Origin of the sequence: Rhodococcus sp. IC4_135, assembly GCF_011602025.1 — a bacterium.
In the GTDB taxonomy this organism is placed as follows: Bacteria; Actinomycetota; Actinomycetes; order Mycobacteriales; family Mycobacteriaceae; genus Rhodococcus_F; species Rhodococcus_F baikonurensis.
Genome location: NZ_JAAOLG010000025.1, coordinates 13,968 through 32,190, shown reverse-complemented (window position 1 = coordinate 32,190; position 18,223 = coordinate 13,968). Strand labels below are relative to the sequence as shown.

At 62.4% G+C, this 18,223-nt stretch carries 19 protein-coding genes, 1 tRNA gene and 1 pseudogene; 16 read left to right on the top strand and 5 right to left on the bottom strand.

Annotated elements, in window-relative coordinates; translation table 11 throughout:
* Positions 1–58 precede the first annotated feature (58 nt).
* The 9 genes and pseudogenes from G8767_RS36620 to G8767_RS28340 form a co-directional block, all read left to right on the top strand.
* Positions 59–319 (top strand): annotated as a pseudogene (locus tag G8767_RS36620) (zinc ribbon domain-containing protein); the annotation flags it as partial.
* Between the two features lie 6 nt (positions 320–325).
* Positions 326–589, top strand: a complete 264-nt coding sequence (locus G8767_RS36615) for an OB-fold domain-containing protein (RefSeq protein ID WP_235171097.1) — start codon at positions 326–328, stop codon at positions 587–589.
* Positions 586–1,743, top strand: coding sequence for a thiolase (locus G8767_RS28370; protein ID WP_166813137.1), 1,158 nt, complete (start codon positions 586–588; stop codon positions 1,741–1,743). The genes G8767_RS36615 and G8767_RS28370 overlap by 4 nt, the downstream gene beginning before the upstream one ends.
* A 96-nt stretch (positions 1,744–1,839) precedes the next feature.
* Positions 1,840–3,123, top strand: coding sequence for a cytochrome P450 (locus G8767_RS28365; RefSeq protein ID WP_166813135.1), 1,284 nt, complete (start codon positions 1,840–1,842; stop codon positions 3,121–3,123).
* Between the two features lie 39 nt (positions 3,124–3,162).
* On the top strand, positions 3,163–3,357 hold the full coding sequence (locus G8767_RS28360) for a ferredoxin (RefSeq protein ID WP_095969547.1): 195 nt from the start codon (positions 3,163–3,165) through the stop codon (positions 3,355–3,357).
* A 2-nt stretch (positions 3,358–3,359) separates the two neighbouring features.
* The gene (locus tag G8767_RS28355; RefSeq protein WP_166813133.1) at positions 3,360–4,598 is read left to right on the top strand and encodes an FAD-dependent oxidoreductase; all 1,239 of its coding nucleotides are present in this window, start codon (positions 3,360–3,362) and stop codon (positions 4,596–4,598) included.
* Positions 4,595–5,698, top strand: coding sequence for an NAD(P)-dependent alcohol dehydrogenase (locus tag G8767_RS28350; RefSeq protein ID WP_166813131.1), 1,104 nt, complete (start codon positions 4,595–4,597; stop codon positions 5,696–5,698). Before G8767_RS28355 ends, G8767_RS28350 begins: the two co-directional genes overlap by 4 nt.
* Positions 5,699–5,717: 19 nt before the next feature.
* Positions 5,718–7,151 (top strand): aldehyde dehydrogenase family protein, encoded by a 1,434-nt coding sequence (locus G8767_RS28345; RefSeq protein ID WP_166813129.1) that lies wholly within the window; start codon positions 5,718–5,720, stop codon positions 7,149–7,151.
* Between the two features lie 102 nt (positions 7,152–7,253).
* Positions 7,254–8,819, top strand: coding sequence for an AMP-binding protein (locus tag G8767_RS28340; protein ID WP_166813127.1), 1,566 nt, complete (start codon positions 7,254–7,256; stop codon positions 8,817–8,819).
* A gap of 301 nt (positions 8,820–9,120) precedes the next feature.
* On the opposite strand, the gene G8767_RS28335 is transcribed toward G8767_RS28340, so the two are convergent.
* From G8767_RS28335 to G8767_RS28320, 4 genes are all read right to left on the bottom strand, one after another.
* A tRNA-Ser gene (locus tag G8767_RS28335) sits at positions 9,121–9,211 on the bottom strand.
* Between the two features lie 56 nt (positions 9,212–9,267).
* Positions 9,268–9,459, bottom strand: a complete 192-nt coding sequence (locus tag G8767_RS28330; RefSeq protein ID WP_003943869.1) for a CsbD family protein — start codon at positions 9,457–9,459, stop codon at positions 9,268–9,270.
* A gap of 138 nt (positions 9,460–9,597) precedes the next feature.
* On the bottom strand, positions 9,598–10,059 hold the full coding sequence (locus G8767_RS28325) for a nucleoside deaminase (protein ID WP_095969542.1): 462 nt from the start codon (positions 10,057–10,059) through the stop codon (positions 9,598–9,600).
* On the bottom strand, positions 10,060–10,599 hold the full coding sequence (locus tag G8767_RS28320) for a tRNA adenosine deaminase-associated protein (RefSeq protein WP_003943823.1): 540 nt from the start codon (positions 10,597–10,599) through the stop codon (positions 10,060–10,062).
* Positions 10,600–10,647: 48 nt separating this feature from the next.
* Here G8767_RS28320 and G8767_RS28315 point away from each other — a divergent pair, with 48 nt between their 5' ends.
* Positions 10,648–11,622 carry a prephenate dehydrogenase gene (locus G8767_RS28315; protein ID WP_166813169.1) on the top strand — a complete coding sequence of 325 codons (975 nt, stop codon included), beginning with the start codon at positions 10,648–10,650 and terminating at the stop codon, positions 11,620–11,622.
* Here G8767_RS28315 and G8767_RS28310 read toward each other — a convergent pair.
* Entirely contained in the window at positions 11,619–12,206 is a 588-nt protein-coding gene (locus G8767_RS28310) for a putative glycolipid-binding domain-containing protein (RefSeq protein WP_095969540.1), read from the bottom strand. The two genes, G8767_RS28315 and G8767_RS28310, sit on opposite strands and share 4 nt — an antisense overlap.
* A gap of 238 nt (positions 12,207–12,444) precedes the next feature.
* Here G8767_RS28310 and dcm point away from each other — a divergent pair, with 238 nt between their 5' ends.
* The 6 genes from dcm to G8767_RS28280 all read left to right on the top strand — a co-directional run bounded on the left by dcm (position 12,445) and on the right by G8767_RS28280 (position 18,188).
* Entirely contained in the window at positions 12,445–13,590 is a 1,146-nt protein-coding gene (gene dcm, locus G8767_RS28305; RefSeq protein WP_206029868.1) for a DNA (cytosine-5-)-methyltransferase, read from the top strand.
* Positions 13,587–14,447 (top strand): hypothetical protein, encoded by an 861-nt coding sequence (locus G8767_RS28300; RefSeq protein ID WP_095969539.1) that lies wholly within the window; start codon positions 13,587–13,589, stop codon positions 14,445–14,447. Before dcm ends, G8767_RS28300 begins: the two co-directional genes overlap by 4 nt.
* 10 nt (positions 14,448–14,457) lie before the next feature.
* Positions 14,458–14,862, top strand: coding sequence for a very short patch repair endonuclease (locus G8767_RS28295; protein ID WP_019746481.1), 405 nt, complete (start codon positions 14,458–14,460; stop codon positions 14,860–14,862).
* Positions 14,863–14,872: 10 nt separating this feature from the next.
* The gene (locus G8767_RS28290) at positions 14,873–15,562 is read left to right on the top strand and encodes a DUF998 domain-containing protein (RefSeq protein WP_095969538.1); all 690 of its coding nucleotides are present in this window, start codon (positions 14,873–14,875) and stop codon (positions 15,560–15,562) included.
* 80 nt (positions 15,563–15,642) lie between these two features.
* On the top strand, positions 15,643–16,887 hold the full coding sequence (locus G8767_RS28285; protein WP_166813123.1) for a prolyl oligopeptidase family serine peptidase: 1,245 nt from the start codon (positions 15,643–15,645) through the stop codon (positions 16,885–16,887).
* A 98-nt stretch (positions 16,888–16,985) separates the two neighbouring features.
* Entirely contained in the window at positions 16,986–18,188 is a 1,203-nt protein-coding gene (locus G8767_RS28280; protein WP_166813121.1) for a DUF6461 domain-containing protein, read from the top strand.
* The last annotated feature ends 35 nt before the right edge of the window (positions 18,189–18,223 follow it).

Genomic DNA, 18,223 nt, shown 5'->3' with positions numbered 1-18,223 from the left:
ACGCGTTCCGTTTAAGCAAAGGGTCCTGAACTGAATCCGCTTCGAAGAAGCGGAACGGATGGTATTCCGCAGAAGCGCACTCGCGGAACGTGTTTCATTCACTCGACTCGACGGTCGTATTCCGTTGAGAGACTTGATGATCCATCACAGATTCACACGACGAGAGGACTGTCCCTTGACAGGGCCTGTACCGGTGCCGACCCCTGCCACCGCCCCCTATTGGGAGGGCGCGCAGCGGGAGGAACTCACCATTCAACATTGCCTGGAGTGCACACAGCACTACTTTTATCCGCGACCTTTCTGCCCGAACTGCAACTCCGACAACGTGGAGTGGACACCCGTCAGTGGCCGAGGCCGACTGTTGTCCTACGTGATCAACTATCGACCGACTCCACCCTTCGACCCCGCGACACCCATCGTCGTCGCACTGGTCGAACTCGAGGAGGGCCCGCACCTGATGAGCAATGTGGTCGGAGTGGAGGCCGACCCCGAGTACCTCGAGCTCGACCAACAACTCGAAGTCACGTTCATCGCACGAGGGGACATGAAGCTCCCCGTGTTCACGCCGGTACAGGAGTCTGCTCGATGACATCGATGCACAACGGAGACATCGCGATCGTCGGCGCGGCAGAGACCACGGAAATCGGCGTACTGCCCAACACGTCCGTCCTGGATCTACATGCCGACGCTGCCCGCAATGCAATGGCCGACGCCGGCCTCACACCCGCGGACATCGACGGCGTCGCCACCACCGGACTGCTTTCCCTCGAGGTCTCTCACCACCTGGGTATAACCCCACGCTGGCTGGACGGAACCGGCGTCGGCGGATGCAGTTTCATGCTGCACGTGCGTCACGCCGCGGCCGCCATTGCTTCGGGTGCCGCCGACGTTGTTCTCGTGACCCACGGAGAATCCGGCCGGTCGAGAATCGGCGCCCCGCCGTACCCGCTGACTTTGAATTCCATGAGCGGTCAATTCGAGACCGTGTACGGCGCGAACACGCCGTACTCGACCTTCACTGTTCCGGCACTGCGCTTTCTGCACGAGCGCGGAATGACCATCGAACACATGGCTGGACTCGTGGTTGCTCAGCGCAACTGGGCTCTGGACAATCCACGAGCTTTCCGTCGCAAACCCACGACAGTAGACGAAGTTCTGGCCGGTCCTCGCGTGGCGTACCCGTTTACCCGGGACATGTGTTGTGTCCTGACCGACGGCGGCGGCGCCGTGATCCTGACCAGTGCCGAACGAGCAGCAGACATGCCGGGATCCGACCGACACGTGTACCTACTCGGGTCCGGTGAATCCGCAGAAGCCCCGATGGTTTCTCAGATGCAGGATCCTGCATCCTTCAAAGCATTCCGACTCGCCGGCGCCGAAGCGTTCGCCACCGCTGGGATCACCCACGACGACGTCGACCATCTGATGGCATACGACGCCTTCGCGCACGTCCCGCTCTTCATGCTCGAGGATCTCGGTTTTGTCGGCCACGGCGAATCGGGAGACTTTGTCGCCGAGGGAAATACATCCAAAGGCGGCCGGCTTCCGATGAACACCAACGGCGGCGGCATGTCGTACACCCATACCGGCATGTACGGGATGTTCGCCATACAGGAGGCGGTGCGCCAACTACGCGGTGAGGCGTGCGAGCAAGTTCCCGGAGTCGAAATCAGTTTTGTCCAGGGAGTCGGGTTCTACTTCGGTGCCGCAGGCAGTTTGGTGCTCTCGAACCGGCGTCCGTGAGCGGGAATCTTCTTCTCGCCGAACGCAACACCCAACGAGGAGTAGTTCCTCGACCGAACAGCCCATCCCAGGGGGGAGCGACAGAAAGGTACCTGCATGACCACCTCACTTCCATCCACCGAGCACCCACTGACAGCACCGCACATCGACCTCACCAGCGTCGAGTTCTGGAGCAAACCATTTGTCGAGCGGGACAAGACATTCGCGTGGCTGCGCGAGAATGCGACGGTGAGTTGGCACAAGCCGATGGACCGCCCCCATTTCAAACCCGACCACGGTGAGACCGGATTCTGGGCCATCGTGAAAAGCGCGGACATCGCGTTCGTCAGCCAGAACCACGAACTATTCAGCTCGGATCAGCTCAAGTGGCGGGGAGTGGGGTTCGCGCCGAACGATCCAGAACTCTCCGGCGCCCCGAACTTCGTGATGATGGATCCGCCCGATCACACCAGGTATCGCCAAATCATCAGCTCTGGTTTCACACCCAAGGCCGTCAAGCGTCTGCGTGACAAGATCGAAGAACGCGCCGAGCAAATCGTCGGCCGGGTAGTCGGCGCAGGCGAATTCGACTTCGTCTCCGAAGTCGCCTCGAAGTTGCCGATGCTCACGATCGCCGATCTTGTCGGCGTCCCGGAGAGCCTGGTTCAGGACTTCGCAACGGCCGGCGACAACCTGGTCGGTGCCGCCGACCCCGATATGCTCCCCGAGGGGTTGACCCCGATCGAGTTCACGATGCAACAGGTCGCGGCGTTGTCGGAGATCGGCAACGGTCTGGTCAATTTCCGTCGCAAAAATCCGGCCGACGACATCGCCACTGCACTGGCCAACACTGAATTCGACGGCAAACCGCTCTCCGAGCTCGAAATCGGTTCGATGATGCTCCTACTCAGTGTTGCCGGTAACGACACAACGAAACAGACCACCAGCCACACTGCCATGTCACTGGATCGGAACCCGGACCAGAAGCGATGGCTGACGGAGGACTTCGACGGACGTATCGCCCAGTCGATCGAGGAGTTCATTCGCCACACCTCTCCCGTCCAGGAATTTGCACGCACGGCCACCTCGGACATCGAGTTGAGCGGAACCCTGGTCAACAGAGGCGACAAGGTCGTCTTGTTCTACTGCTCGGGAAACCGTGACGAGGACACCTTCGACGATCCGCACCGGTTCGACCTACAGCGCAGCCCCAACAACAACCATGTTGCCTTCGGCGGTGGCGGAATCCACTACTGCCTCGGCCATATGGTCGCCAAAGCTCAACTGCGAGCGCTGTACTCACAGATTCTGACCAAACTACCGCGCATGGAGGTCGGGGAGCCGGTGTACCTCTACAGCGAGTTCATCAACGGGATCAAGCGCCTCCCGGTCCGCGTGTAACAAGCCCCAGTAAAGACAGTAGAGAACAGGAACGACGCTATGAAGATCATTGTCGATCGCGGTCGGTGCACAGGAATCGGAATCTGCGAATCCGTATCCGAGGACTATTTCGAGGTAGCCGACGACGGATCGCTGATTCTGCACAAGGAGTTGGTCGATGACGACGACAAAAACCTTGTCCGGGAGGCTGTTCGATCGTGCCCCGCCAAAGCGCTCACCCTCGACGAGACCTGATCGTGAGCGCAACAGATATCGATCACGGTGCGGGACTCGTTGTCGTCGGAGCGTCTCTGGCCGGTCTGCGGGCCGCGGAGTCTGCCCGGCAGGCGGGGTACGAAGGACCGATCACTCTGGTCGGCGACGAATTCCATCTTCCCTACGACCGACCGCCCCTGAGTAAGCAATTCCTGAAGGACGGCGCTGAGGTCGACTTTCACACGACCACCGAGGAACTCGCCGCCCTCGATGTGAAACTTCTACTCGGGGCGCCGGCGACACAACTCGATCCGACATCACACCGTGTGCGAGTCGGAGACAGCGATTGGATTCCCTACGAGAAGCTGATCATTGCGACAGGCGCGTCACCACGCTCGTTGCCCAACACTCCGGATTTGGACGGCGTTATCGCGCTTCGCACGATCGATGATGCGCTCGCGCTCCGCGAAAGACTTCGCCCCGGAACGAAGCTCGTGATAGTTGGCGCTGGATTCATCGGGTCCGAGCTCGCGTCGTCCGCCCGAGACCGAGGCGCAGACGTGACGATCGTCGAAGCTGCTCCAATTCCACTCGTCCGCGCAGTCGGTGCGACCGTCGGCCAGGCACTCGCAAAGCTGCACGAACGCAACGGAATTCCGCTCTTGTGTGACGTCCAGGTCGAAGAGCTGATCGGCACCATCCACGTCGAGGCCGTCCGGCTCAGTACCGGCACTTCACTGCCCGCTGAACTGGTCGTCGTCGGTGTGGGAGCGACACCCGCAACCGGGTGGCTGGCGAAGTCCGGCATCGAGCTCCATCCAGTAGACGGCGGGGTGATAGCAAACGAGTTTCTTCGAACCTCGCTTGAAGACGTCTATGCAGCAGGCGATGTGGTCCACTGGCCCAACCCCGCATTCGGTGGACTCTCGGTCCGTCTGGAGAACTGGACGAATGCTGCTGATCAAGCGAACCGGGCAGCTGTCAATGCTGTCGCGCCAGAGGATGCCAAGCCTTACGAGACCGTCCCCTACTTCTGGAGCGACTGGTACGAGAGCCGTATCCAGTTCGTAGGCACCGCAGTCGCCGACGAAGTTGTCTTCGCCTCTGGCGATCCAGAGGCTGACAAATTCGTGGCACTGTACCGCTCGGGTGACCGTCTGGTCGGCGCCGCCACCTTGAATGAACAACGCAAGATCATGAAGCTGCGCCGCATCATCGCCAACAAGGGCACGTATGCAGATGCGCTCGAGCTCCTCGACCCAACGGAGAAGAAATCATGACCACCAACGCAATTGCCGCCGTTCTGCGCGACGGCGACGGCAAGTTCGAACTCGAGGAGGTGAAGCTCGGACCGTTGGCATCGGACGAACTTCTCGTGAAGGTAATCGGTGCGGGGATGTGCCACACCGACCTTCTGATGCGCAATCCCGAATACATTGCGCAGATGGGGCCGCTGATTCTCGGCCACGAAGGTTCTGGCATCGTCGAGGAAGTCGGTAGCTCGGTCAGAGGTATCGAGGTTGGCGACCATGTACTGATCAGCTTCGATTCCTGTGGCCGCTGCCGTAACTGCCGAGCCGGAATACCGTCCTACTGCGACGAGTTCTTTGCTCGCAATACGACAGGCCGCCGCGCGGACCTCAGCACGAGCGCGATCGATCGGAACGGCCTCCCGCTGGCGAACCGATGGTTCGGGCAGTCCTCCTTCGCCACGCACGCCATCGCAACCGAGCGCAATCTGGTCGTGGTGGACAAATCGCTCCCACTCGAGCTTCTCGGCCCACTGGGCTGCGGCCTGCAGACCGGCGCCGGTTCGGTTATGAACGAGATGAAACTGGCTGCTGGACAGAGCATTGCGGTGTTCGGGGCGGGGGGTGTCGGCCTCGCGGCCGTAATGGCTGCCAAGGCTGCAGGTGCCCGCGACATCGTCGTCGTCGACCTGGTCGATGCCAGGCTCGAAACAGCGTTGGAAGTCGGCGCCACTCGTACCGTTCGCGGCGACACACCTGACCTCGTCGAAGCGATCAAGAACGGCGGACGCGGTTTCGACTTCTCCTTCGAGACAACCGCTGTGGCCTCGGTCATCACGACGGCGGTCAGCATCCTCGACATCCCGGGCAAAGCCGTGTTGGTGGGCGGAGGCCAGGCGAAATTCGAAATAGACCCGACGTTGCTGACGGGCCGGACCGTGACGTTCGCACTTGACGGAAGTTCGACCCCACAGATTTTCCTTCCCCAACTCCTGGATCTGTGGCAGCGCGGTTGGTTCCCCTTCGACAAGCTCGTCCAGACCTACCCGCTCGAACAGATCAACCAGGCCGTGGAGGATTCGCTCTCGGGCAAGACCATCAAGCCGGTGCTGACGCCGGCACAACACTGACCACGAAATGGGATCGAGAATGACCTCAACGGATTCGCTAACTTTATCGACGGCAGCAACGTCGAATGGACGCGATCTTCTCACCGCCGGCACCTTCGGCGTGATCAACCCCGCAACAGGCGAGGTATTCGCACAGGCTCCGTCCGTCACACCGGATCAACTCGACGGGGTGTTCGCCGCGGCTCAGAATGCATACCTGTCATGGCGGATCGACGAGCAGTTCCGTCGTGACGCATTGCGCCTGGCAGCAGACGTCATCGAAAGTCGGATCAGCGAACTTGCCCCGATCCTGACCTTCGAGCAGGGCAAGTCGCTCGCCGACTCTACGCTGGAATTCCATATTGCGGCGACGTGGCTGCGCTACTACGCCGACCTGGAGATCCCGAGGGAAATCATCCGAAACGACGCCGAGGCCTTCGAGGAAGTCACCCGTCGACCGTTGGGCGTTGTCAGTGCCATCACCCCGTGGAATTTCCCGATCACGCTCGCTATGTGGAAGATTGCGCCGGCACTGCGGGCGGGCAACACGATCGTCGTCAAACCCTCGCCGTACACACCGCTGGCAACACTTGCGCTCGCCCGAATTCTCCGTGGCACCTTCCCCGACGGTGTACTGAACGTGGTTACCGGGCCTGATCCTCTTGGCGCAACAATGGTTTCACACCCCATTCCGCGGAAAGTCAGCTTTACCGGGTCAACCGCGGTCGGGCGAAAGGTCGCGCTCGGGGCTGCCGACGACCTCAAGCGCGTCACTCTGGAACTCGGCGGAAACGATCCCGCCGTCATTCTCGGCGACGTGGACGTGGAGAAGATCGCGCCCAGCCTCTTCCGAAGCGCGTTCACCAACAACGGACAGATCTGCCTCGCCGTCAAGCGCGTGTACGCACACGAAAGTATCCAGCCCCAACTGGTCGAGGCTCTCAGTGAAATCGCCAGATCCGTCAAGGTCGACGAAGGCACCGTCGAAGGAACAGATCTCGGGCCCATCAACAACAAGCCACAGTTCGATCGAGTCAAGGAATTGATTGCGGACGCTGTGAGCAACGGGGCGCGAGCGACCGCCGGCGGTAAACCCATCGACAGGGACGGTTACTTTCATCAGCCGACCATTCTCGACCAGGTCAACGACGGAATGCGGATCGTCGACGAAGAGCAATTCGGCCCCGTGCTTCCCATCATCTCGTTCCGAGACGAAGCTGACGCCATCGTCCGCGCCAACCGAAGTGAGTACGGCCTCACCGCATCGGTGTGGTCGGGGGATGCCGACCACGCCGCGCAGCTCGCACCACAATTCGAAGCCGGACAGGTCTCGATCAACATGCACGGCGGAGGTGTCCTGCCCCACCTCCCGTTCGGCGGACACAAGCACAGCGGCATCGGAGTGGAAAACGGCCCGTGGGGCCTACACGGTTTCACCGAGCTACAGGTGATCGCCGGACCTTCGCGTCAGTAGCGGTCTCCCCTTCCGATCGTCAGCGACGATCCCTCGACAGCGGGATACAGCGAGGCGGCCAGCCGACCCAGTCCCCGAAATCTCTTCAGAAAGAGGACACTCATGTCTACCGTGGTCAACAGCGAACGCGGGGATCACCAACAACCACCTAATCCCTCGACGCTCGGTGCCTGGCTTCTGGGCCAGCACGATCCGACCCGGCCCGCGATCGTAATAGACGGCAAGACAAAAACTTTCGGCGAGCTCATCAGCAAGGTCAACCAGCTCAGCAACAAGTTCGCCAGTCTGGGTTTACGCAAGGGCGACGTTGTCGCGGGCTTGCTGTTGAACGGCGCGGAGTACTACGAAATTGCCCTGGCCTGCACGCAGAGTGGTCTGTATTTCGTTCCGATCAACACGCATCTGGCCGGGCCTGAAGTCGAGTACATCGTTCGCGATTCCCAGGCGGCCGTTCTGGTCGTGCACGCAGAACTCGCAGACAAGGTCGTCGGCCGCGTGGAGGACGCCGTGCAGCACCGCGCGGTTATCGGCAGCGCCCCGGCCAACTGGTCCAGTTACGAGTCCTTCACCGACGTCTCGGACGACACTCCTGCCGCACGGTCGCTCGGTTCGCTCATGATGTACACGTCCGGCACTACGGGACGACCGAAGGGTGTACGTCGCCCGCTGTCGGATGCAACGCCCGAAAGTTCGCTCGAATCGGGCGTTCAGCATCTGTCGAAGGTGGGAATCCCGCCGGGAAAGCCTGGGCGTCATCTGGTGTGCTCTCCCGCGTATCACGCTGCGCCAGGCGGTAATTCACTTTTCCTGTTGCATGCCGGGCATACGCTGTACATCTTGCCGGGTTTCAATGCCGAGGCTGTGCTTCGAACAATCGGCGAAAGCGCCATCACGTCCTCGCACATGGTTCCAACCCATTTCCAACGGCTTCTCGATCTGCCGGCCGATCTTCGAGACAGCGCCGACGTCTCGAGTTTACAGGCCATCCTCCATGCCGGTGCTCCGTGTCCCCCAGCGACCAAGTACGCCATGATCGATTGGGTCGGACCGATTCTGTGGGAATATCTCGGCTCCACGGAGGGGCAAGTGTGCACGTGCTCCTCGGCAGAGTGGCTCGAACATCCTGGAACTGTCGGACGGCCGAATCCCGACGCAGTCGTGCTTCGAGCGCTGGACGGAGAACAGGCGGCTCCAGGCGAAGAGGGCACCATCTATTTCAAGTCCGGCCCGTTCGAGTACTTGGGTGACCCGGAGAAATCCGCTGCCGCGCATTGGGGTGACTTCGCCACGTCGGGAGACGTCGGACGCATCGACGACGACGGCTACCTGTACGTCCTGGATCGCCGCGCGGATCTTATTCTCACCGGCGGTGTGAACGTCTACCCGGCGGAGGTCGAGGGTGCACTGCTCGGACATCCCGGCGTCGCAGATGTCGGTGTCATCGGGGTGTCCGATCCGGAGTGGGGCCAGAAAGTGGTGGCAGTCGTCCAGTTGGCGCCAGGATTCAGCGACGACGACGGCCTTCGCGTTGCGCTGGACCAGCACGTACGTGAGCAGATCGCCGGGTTCAAACGACCGCGCGAATACATCTTCGTCGATGAGTTTCCGCGATCGGCCGCCGGCAAAGTGTCTCGCAAGAGCCTGAGAGAACTCGCTGACGATCAGTAGTACGTGAATTCTTACTGGTGATCGCAAACATCACGCAGGGACAAGTCGGTCGCCCATCAGAAACAGGTCCCAGGAGAACGACAACGATCCAATCGTGGAGCGAGTGGGTTGGTCGATGAACGGGTTTTACACCGCGACTGGGGCGACTACTCCCCTGTAAGACTGAGTTGCGGCCCCCGACCTCCGCCGAGGCCGGGGGCCACTTTCGTCCGAATGGCAGATTTCTGCTCAATTGTTTCTTGATCCAGTCCAGGTCCAGGCACAAAAAAGCTCCCCACCTGCGTGAACAGGTGGGGAGCTTTGGCGGTGGCGGAGGGATTTGAACCCTCGGACGGGGGTTACCCGTCACACGCTTTCGAGGCGTGCTCCTTAGGCCGCTCGGACACGCCACCGTTGGTGACTTTACCGGATGGAGTGCCCGTGGCTGAAATCGCCAGGTGGAGCGGTATTACGTGAGCTTGTCCTTGATGCTGGACGCGGCGTCCTTGACCTTCTCGCCTGCATCCTTGACGGCCGATTTCACCTGGTCGCCCTTGCCTTCGTTTTCGAGGTCCCGGTCACCGGTAGCGCTGCCAGCAGCTTCCTTGGCCTTGCCCCCGAGGTCTTCGGCCTTGTTCTGAGCCTTGTCTGCGATTCCCATGAGTACTCCTCTGTGAACGCGAACGAATCGCCTTCCGACGATCCGCCGATGCCCTGACGGCATCTGCCTCCACCATGCCCTCGATTGCCGGATCCGGCTACCCGAGTGTGCGATCACTCTCGCTGGGGAATACCGATTTCAGGCTCGCTGCTCGCGGAAGAAATCTTCCAAAAGCCCAGCGCATTCGTCCTCCAGGACCCCGCCGCGCACCTGCGGCCGATAGGTCAATCTTTTATCTCGAACTACGTCCCATAATGATCCGACGGCTCCGGTTTTCGGCTCCCACGCCCCGAAAACGACCCGCGAAACCCGGGCGAGGACCAGAGCGCCCGCACACATCGTGCATGGCTCGAGGGTCACGGCCAGCGTCGCGCCTTCCAGACGCCAGCCGTCGCCGTAGATTTTCGCGGCAGCACGCAACGCGAGGATTTCGGCGTGCGCGGTCGGATCGGACGACGCTTCCCGGGCGTTCGCGGCACGAGCCACTTCGACGCCGTCCGCGTCGAACAGCACGGCACCGACCGGAACGTCCGCGTCGGAGGCGGAGCGTGCGGCCACGATGGCCGCACGGATCATGCGCTGATCGTCAGCGAGAGTCATCTAGCGCGGGAGCTTGTCGAGCGCTGCGCCGAACTCGGACGCGAACCCGAGTCGCTGCGCGATCATCCCCAACTGCTCGTCGGGATAGAGATCGGTCTCGGCCGCGATGACAGCGAGCACGGGTTCCGGCAGGCCCAGATCGGCCAGCACGGACAGATCGCCCTCTTCCCAGGGCTCGACATCGTCGAGGTCGTCCGGGTCGATGTCGGGGATCTCGATGTGCAAGGCGTCGAGGACGTCTGCGGCGATGTCGTAGTCGATGGCGGCGGTGGCGTCGGAAATCAGCAACTGCGTGCCCGACGGCGCCGGACGAAGCACGATGAAGAACTCGTCGTCGACGTCGAGAAGGCCGAACACGGCACCCGAACTTCGCAGCTCACGCAGCTGCGTTTCGGCGGCCGAGAGCGAGGTCAACGCGTCGGGCGTCAGTGCCTTGACCGTCCAACGCCCCTCTTCACGGACCACCGCGACACCGAAGCCTTCAAGCTCCTCCGACTGGTTCGAAGAGGCGCTCTTGTTACCCGCGCGCTGTGCACCCATGGCGCAACGGTAGCCCGCCTGGTGCCAGTGAGTGAAGTCCGAGCATCGATGTGCCAACCTGAACTCGTGTCTGCGATCGATTCCGCCCCACCAGTCTGCGTTCTCGGCCTCGGATTGATCGGCGGTTCGCTCCTTCGAGCGGCCGTCCGATCCGGCCGTCAGGCGTGGGGGTACAACCGTTCCAGCGAGTCCGCCGACGCGGCCCGAGCCGACGGTTTCGACGCCGACACCGACCTGGTTGCCACACTGCGCAGGGCGAACGAGAGCGGTGCCGTCATCGTGATCGCCGTGCCCATGCCGGCCGTCGACGCCACGTTGGAGGCCATCGCCGCGCACGCGCCGAACAACCCGATCACCGATGTCGTCAGCGTCAAGGGCGAGGTGAAGGCCGCCGTCGAACGGGCTGGTCTGAGCGCCAAGTTCGTGGGCGGTCATCCGATGACCGGGACGTCTGCTTCGGGTTGGGCGGTCGGGGATGCCGATCTGTTCGTCGACGCGGTGTGGGTAGTGGCCACCGACGACGGCGTCGACGCGCAGGTGTGGTCGCAGGTCGCCGACCTCGCGCTCGATTGCGGCTCGGTGGTCGTGCCGGCCGAATCTCTCGAGCACGATCGAGCAGTCGCACGTATCTCGCACCTGCCTCACCTGCTGGCGGAAACACTCGCGATCACGGGAGCTGCCGGCGGCGAACTGGCACTCGGGCTGGCTGCCGGATCATTTCGCGACGGCACTCGCGTAGCCGGAAGCGCACCCGGCCTGGTGCGGGCGATGTGCGAGGGCAACCGCGACGCCCTGCTGATCGCGCTGGACGAAGCGCTCGACCTTTTGCAGGGTGCACGTACCGACTTGCTGGACAACGGCTCGACGGCACGATTGGTGGACGCAGGGTTCGCTGCGCGTAGCGCGTACGAGTCGCACGAGCGTTGGGACATCGAGGATGTCCAGGTCGGAGAACCCGACTGGCCCCAGCGGATGCGGGACGCCGGTCGACGCGGCGGCGTCATCCGCCGATCCGAAACCTAGATGCGGGTGGCCAGTCCGGGGTAGTCGAGGACGAAGCCCTCGGTGTCGACGGACAGCGTCGAACTGGAGACCGGGGACAACACACTGATTCCGTCGGTACCGCTGCTGTACGTGATGGTCGCACCCTCGACGCGCAGGTCCAGAAGGTTGACGTAGACGACCGGAACTTCGACGTCTTCGATGTCGTTCTGCAACCCGACGCGGCGGATGGGCAGCGTGTTGAAGAACGGGCTGAGGATCACGTCGACGTCGAGTGCGCCATCGAACGCCGAGCGCTGATGACTCGCGCCGTTCTCTACCATCCAGGTGCCTTCTTCGTCCCGGCTGATCGACATCTGACGCTCACCGGCAGCCAGGGCGGTCCGCACGGACAACCGGCGGGTGATGCCGGCCTCGTCGGTGACCAGGTCGTATGACGCGCTGAATGCCGGGTGCTCGCTGCAGGCTCCACCGATGATCCGGCCCGAAGCCTTGATGCGATTTCCGTTCAGCTGCACACGAACAGACTCCATTCGAGGAGCGTTGTGGGCCTGCCAGGTCAATACCGCGGGCCAGGACGCGTCACCGGAAGGTTGGATGCTCACCCGACCACGGTAATGGACGGACGGGCGTGGAGCACCGCTGGTTCGGGTTATTGCTCGGATCAGGGACCTTTTCGGGACTCGATCGGCTTCCGTGGAGTCCGGTGTTAGCCGTTTCACAACGGTTCTCCCGCAAGGAGCACGCCGCGGACCGAATAGTTGGCAAACGGTGTCGGAGTTCTCGAGTACCGTGCTTCTAGGTCGGTTCGTGAGGAAGGGTGCTGTGACGTCGTCGCGGAGCATGGTGGGTTTGTTTGCCGGTATCGGTGGGCTCGAGTTGGGGCTATCGGAACATGGGTGGAACACCGAACTGCTGTGTGAAATCGATCCGGGCGCCCAGGCAGTTCTCCGTGCGCGATTCGCCGACGTGCCGCTGCACGGTGACGTCACCAAACTGCGCGCGCTGCCCAGTGACATCGAATTGGTGGCCGCCGGTTTCCCCTGCCAGGACCTCTCTCAAGCAGGCAAGACGGCAGGCATCACCGGCGCGCGCTCAGGCCTGGTGGACGAGGTGTTCCGTCTGGTCAAGCGCAAGAAGGGCCCGCGCTGGCTATTGATCGAGAACGTCCCGTTCATGCTGCAACTCGGCAAGGGCGCTGCCATGCGGCACATCACCGACGCCCTCGAAGACCTCGGATACACCTGGGCATACCGGGTGGTCGACGCCCGTGCCTTCGGACTCCCCCAGCGTCGCCAGCGCGTCATCATGCTCGCCTCGCGCACGGACGATCCTCGCGAAATCCTGTTCGGCCAGGACGCCGGCGAGCGCTTGGGCGGCGATCCCGCGGACTACCCCTGCGGCTTCTACTGGACCGAAGGCACCCGCGGACTCGGATGGGCCGTCAACGCCGTGCCGACGCTCAAGGGCGGCTCGTCCGTCGGCATCCCCAGCCAACCGGCGGTCCGGTTGCCGTCCGGTGAGATCGTCACTCCCGGTCTCGTCGACGCCGAGCGCTTGCAGGGTTTCGATCCGGACTGGACGCTGCCGTCCGTCGAGGTTCCCGGCCTTCGCCACAGCCACCGGTGGAAGCTCGTCGGCAATGCCGTGAGCGTGCGGATGGCGTCGTGGGTCGGTGGCCGGTTGAACGATCCCATCGCATACGACGCCGCCGGCGAGACTCCGCTCGAACCAGGCGACGCATGGCCGAGCGCGGCCTGGGGTCGTAACCGCCAGGCCTTCCGCGTCCATACCTCGACTTGGCCGGTCCAGTACGACTACGAAGATCTGAGCGGTTTCCTCGAAGACACTCGGTTGCTGTCGGCGCGGGCCACGGCCGGTTTCCTCAAGCGCGCACGCATGGGCAATCTTCGGTTCATCCCCGGTTTCATCGAGGACGTCGAAAGCCACCTCGAGCGGATGGGCGGCTACCCCGAGGCCGCAGCATGACGGAATCGCTGTTCCCCGAACCTGAAACACTGTTTTCCGAGCCGGAACACGAACCTCTTTGGAGCGCACTGCAACTCGCGGGCGACAAGCCCCCGGCCGACGCCGATCGCGGCGAGAAGAAGAACTACGCCCAGCGACTGTCCAATCAACTGGCACAGACGGTGGCCGACGCTCTGCGTCCGCTGTATCCCAACATCACCCCCACAGCGTCCGGCGAAGGCCAGGAGGCAACCGTTGATGTCGCCAAGGGCCGAAAGCGCCTGGACGTCAAGGCACTCGACCCCACTCTCGGCCTGATCCTCTGCGTCTCCATCAAGACGTACAACTTCCAGGACTACAGTCCCCGCAGCGGCAAGCTGGGACGCTGGACCAAGAACATCGTCCGCAACGACCACGAATTGCGTGGCGAGGCAATGGTTCTGCATCAGCGTCAGCCGTACAGCGTGTTGGTCGCCGTCATGTTCGAGCCGTACGCCACATGCGACGACGGCGACCCGACCAAGACCAGCGACACCGGCAAATCCTCTTTTGCACACCACGTCACGACGCTCTCGAAGCGTTCGGGCCGGGGCAAGCGCGCGGTGGTCGGCGTTCCAGGAAAAGCCTGGGTGGATCTCGGCGCCGAGGACACCCGCTACGACCTCTTCGAGAAGGTCTACATCGGTCTCTACGAACCCGATGGCGCAGTCCGGTTCTTCGACGTCGACGAACCGCCGCCGCGCAACGGACGCCCCACCGAGAGTCAGACGCTCTCGTTCACCGACTTCGTGACCGTCGTGCACGGTGAAGTAGAGCGTCGCAACAGGTTTGCGCCCACCTGGTCCGATCCCGAAGACAGCGACGATTCCGACGGCTGAGGGAACCACGGTGCCTGCGACGGATCCTGCCACCAGCGCCCGGATGAGCGCTCAGCGTCGGCGCGACACCAAACCCGAGATCGCACTTCGACGCGAGCTTCATCGGCGCGGACTCCGGTACTTCGTGGACCGAGCGCCTGTCAAAGGTGTTCGCCGACGTGCTGATCTGGTGTTTCCGCGCCGCAAAGTCGCGGTGTTCGTGGACGGATGCTTCTGGCACAGTTGCCCGCAGCATGCGACGTTTCCCAAGAACAACGCGCAGTGGTGGACGGACAAGTTGGCCGCCAACGTGGTTCGTGACCGCGACACCGATGCACGTCTGGCAGAGCAGGGTTGGACCGTCATCCGCATCTGGGAGCACGAAGATCCGCTGGTAGCAGCCGAACGCGTCCAGAAAGCCCTGCTCGGTCCGTAAGCTCGATTTCGTGAAGGAACGCAACGTTGCGCGGTGGGGTTTGGTGGCTGCGCTGGCTCTGGGCGGAATCGTCTACTCGTCGTGGATTCTCGAATTCTTCCTGGACACCGGCCTCGATCCGGTGACATCGTTCCTCAGCGAACTCGATGCCGAGAACCAGAAATACCGCGATGTCTTCGGCAATGCCGACGTACTGTCCGCGATCTTGATGTTGATCTCCGGAGCGCTGGGCCTGCTGATCACGCCCCGGCGGAGGCTCTACGTCACCGGCTGGATTGCGCTGGCGGTGTTCGGCATCGCGACCATCGCCGACGCGTCGTTCCCCCTCGAATGCTCGGGTGAGGGCTGCCCGTCGAGCGCACCCGACGGTCTGCTTCCGCAACTCCACCATGTTCACGCGTTGACGAGCAGCGTGGCGGTCTTCGCTATCTTCACCGCGATGATCGCATTCACCGTGGGAGCGTTCAGGTATCGCGAGCACCCTTCTTTGCGGACGACGGGTCTGACCATTCTGATCCTGACTTCCCTTGCGACGGTGTGGATGTTGACGACCAACAGCATCGAAGTCTCCGGCGGCGGTAATCTCGGACTGGGTATCGCGCAACGTGCGCAGGTGTTGGGAATGTCGTTGTGGTTGTGCACCCTGGCATTTGCGATGTCGAAGCCGGTGTCCACGTGGGGTACAGCGTCACCACGCTGACAAGGTTTTCCGGCAAGCGATTCGGGCGATCCTGGAAGTACAACTGAAAATGGCTGCCCCGAACTAGCGAAGGTGTGCCCATGTCTCTCGCGTCGTCGTTCTTCGCCCACCCACACCAGGCGTTCACCGCTGGTTTCTATCGAAACGAATCCTTCGACTTCGAGCTTCGAGTCGTCCTCGGACAAGCCACCTACGGCGCGGCAGACACCGGCGAAGTGCTCTCGGCCATCGCACATGTCGGTGAGAAGGACCTCGAGGGCTGGTACGAGGCCTGGTTCGACCTCGGCACACGGGTATTCGGGCAGGCCGAACAGTCCGCCGAGGCCGGACATTCGCGAAGCGCGTCCAACGCGTACCTGCGGGCGGCGTCGTACTTCGGTGTGGCGATCAACGCCGTCGACGGTCTAAGTGACGACTCCGTGCTGGTCCCCACCTTCAAACGTCACCGACAGGCGTGGGACCGCTTCGTCGACACCACCGCCCAACCCGTCGAACGCGTCCGAATCCCTTACGAGGACACCTACCTGCCCGGGTACTTCTTCCGACCACCCGGCGACGTGCGACGGCCGACGTTGATCATGGTGAACGGTAGCGACGGCCCGATCAGCGGGCTGTGGGGCAGCGGCGGTGCCGGGGCACTCGAGCGGGGCTACAACGTGTTGATGTTCGACGGTCCCGGCCAGCAGTCGATGCTCTTCGAGCGCAACATCCCGTTCCGTCACGACTGGGAAGCCGTCATCACGCCTGTCGTCGACTATCTCGTGGACCGGCCGGACGTCGATGCGTCGAAGCTGGCGATGTACGGGATCAGCCAGGGCGGTTACTGGGTGCCGCAGTCTTTGGCATTCGAGCATCGGATCGCGGCGGCGATCGCCGATCCGGGAGTTGTGGATGTGGCCGCGTCATGGCTCGCCCATATCCCCAAGAACATGCAGAAGCTACTCGACGAGGAGAAGTCGGAGGCGTTCGATCGCGACATGGCGATTGGGCTTGGAATGAAGTTCTCCAAGGACACCGCCCGGATCTGGCGTTTCCGGGCGCGTCCGTACCTCGCCGGTGGCTACTACGACACTCTCACCACCGTTCGGAAGTATCACCTCGAACACGTCGCCGGTTCGATCTCCACTCCCCTGCTCATCACCGATCCGGAAGGCGAGCAGTTCTGGCCTGGACAATCCAAGCGGCTTGCCGCCCTCTCCGGCGGACCGACGACGGTGGTTCCCTTCACCGCGGCCGAGGGTGCGAACTTCCACTGTCAGCCCATGGCGAGGCGTCTGACGGATCAGCGGATGTTCGACTGGCTCGACGAGCAGTTGGATCTCTGATTCAGGTCCGCGAACCAACGATCGACTGAAGCGTGTTTTGCCATGCGTTCGTTGGCATTCGGCAGTGGTCAGGTATCGATCTGTGGAAGCTTGTGAGTGTGCCTACCTATCACGACTATGGATGGATTCAGCAGTATTTCAACACGAGCCTGTCTCTCGGATACTGCGCCGCACTCATCCCTGACTCCACCCCCACACAGGTGTTGAGCGCCCTCGGCGCGGACGAGAACACACAATCCGAGGCGATCGGGATTGCCGAACTCGGAGAGGTGATGTCGGATCTCACTGAACAGCCCGAGACAGCCTGGGCTGGGCCGGTAGTTGCCCTCGCAGCGGTGAGTGACGACAGCACACTGTTGATGCAGATCGACGGCGGTTCCTTCGCCGTCACCGAAGAATCGATGCGGCCACTTCTATCCGATCGCGAGGTGGCTTCGCACTATCTCGGCGTCAATGCCGACAGTCAGTTCATCTGGTGGTCGACCGGGACACGTGTGGCTGAATTCGAACTCTTCGGATCAAGCCCGGTGGTCGGGGACGATCGGATGGTGGATCTGATTCTTGATGTCGGCGGAATCGGAATCGACGATGACGCCCAAGGCTATCCAGGCGAGCATGCACTGGAGGGTGCCTTTGCTCTCGCCGAGCAGATCACCGGCGTCGCAGTCCCCGCCTCGCTGTTCGAGACAGGTAACTTTACGGTGGTCGTTGTCCCCACGAGAAGGCAGTCGCCCCCGGCAGATGTGCCACCCGAGCCTTCTCCACAGAAATCGCCCGCCGAGTGGAGCGAGGTGGCTCGCCGTTACAAAGCAGCGGAACGGATACCGCTACACGGGATGATGTTCCGCGGGCGACCTCCCGGCGGTGTTCCCTCGGCGAGACTCGAATTCTGGTTCAAGCCCCGCACCTGCATCCGTCTCGCAGACGAGCAGGGGGTGTTGTTTCTGCAGAACCGGCAGAAGCAGACGTGGTTCCGCACTGACGGTGTACTCGAACGACGGAGCGGTGGCTACAGTCTCGACATCTACATCGAACAACTCTTCCAGATACACCGGACCTGGCCGTACACACCTTTTGCCGACCTACTCCCACCCGACACGACAGGGCAGGGAGTAGAGGTCGACGGGCGCCCTGCCTGGGAATTCGAGATGCCACCGGATTGGGCCGGCCGTGACTCCACGGTTGCCTTCGATGCGGAAACCGGGGTTCCCTTGCGGTGGGAAAACAGGACGGGAACCCACGAGATATCGGCGTTGGAGACCGGTATCGACGTGGACGATCTCTTTTTCTCTGGCCCGTGACAATCGAAGCAAGCAAGGCGGATCAGCGGATGTTC

Excerpts from the sequence above, each read along its gene's own strand:
- G8767_RS28365 (WP_166813135.1), top strand. The coding sequence starts at position 1,840 with ATGACCACCTCACTTCCATCCACCGAGCACCCACTGACAGCACCGCAC.
- G8767_RS28350 (WP_166813131.1), top strand. The coding sequence starts at position 4,595 with ATGACCACCAACGCAATTGCCGCCGTTCTGCGCGACGGCGACGGCAAG.
- G8767_RS28320 (WP_003943823.1), bottom strand. The coding sequence starts at position 10,599 with ATGGGTGCACAGCGCGCGGGTAACAAGAGCGCCTCTTCGAACCAGTCG.
- G8767_RS28285 (WP_166813123.1), top strand. The coding sequence starts at position 15,643 with ATGTCTCTCGCGTCGTCGTTCTTCGCCCACCCACACCAGGCGTTCACC.
- G8767_RS28360 (WP_095969547.1), top strand. The coding sequence starts at position 3,163 with ATGAAGATCATTGTCGATCGCGGTCGGTGCACAGGAATCGGAATCTGC.
- G8767_RS28330 (WP_003943869.1), bottom strand. The coding sequence starts at position 9,459 with ATGGGAATCGCAGACAAGGCTCAGAACAAGGCCGAAGACCTCGGGGGC.
- G8767_RS28370 (WP_166813137.1), top strand. The coding sequence starts at position 586 with ATGACATCGATGCACAACGGAGACATCGCGATCGTCGGCGCGGCAGAG.
- G8767_RS28315 (WP_166813169.1), top strand. The coding sequence starts at position 10,648 with ATGTGCCAACCTGAACTCGTGTCTGCGATCGATTCCGCCCCACCAGTC.
- G8767_RS28340 (WP_166813127.1), top strand. The coding sequence starts at position 7,254 with ATGTCTACCGTGGTCAACAGCGAACGCGGGGATCACCAACAACCACCT.
- G8767_RS28325 (WP_095969542.1), bottom strand. The coding sequence starts at position 10,059 with ATGACTCTCGCTGACGATCAGCGCATGATCCGTGCGGCCATCGTGGCC.
- G8767_RS28300 (WP_095969539.1), top strand. The coding sequence starts at position 13,587 with ATGACGGAATCGCTGTTCCCCGAACCTGAAACACTGTTTTCCGAGCCG.
- G8767_RS28345 (WP_166813129.1), top strand. The coding sequence starts at position 5,718 with ATGACCTCAACGGATTCGCTAACTTTATCGACGGCAGCAACGTCGAAT.
- dcm (WP_206029868.1), top strand. The coding sequence starts at position 12,445 with ATGGTGGGTTTGTTTGCCGGTATCGGTGGGCTCGAGTTGGGGCTATCG.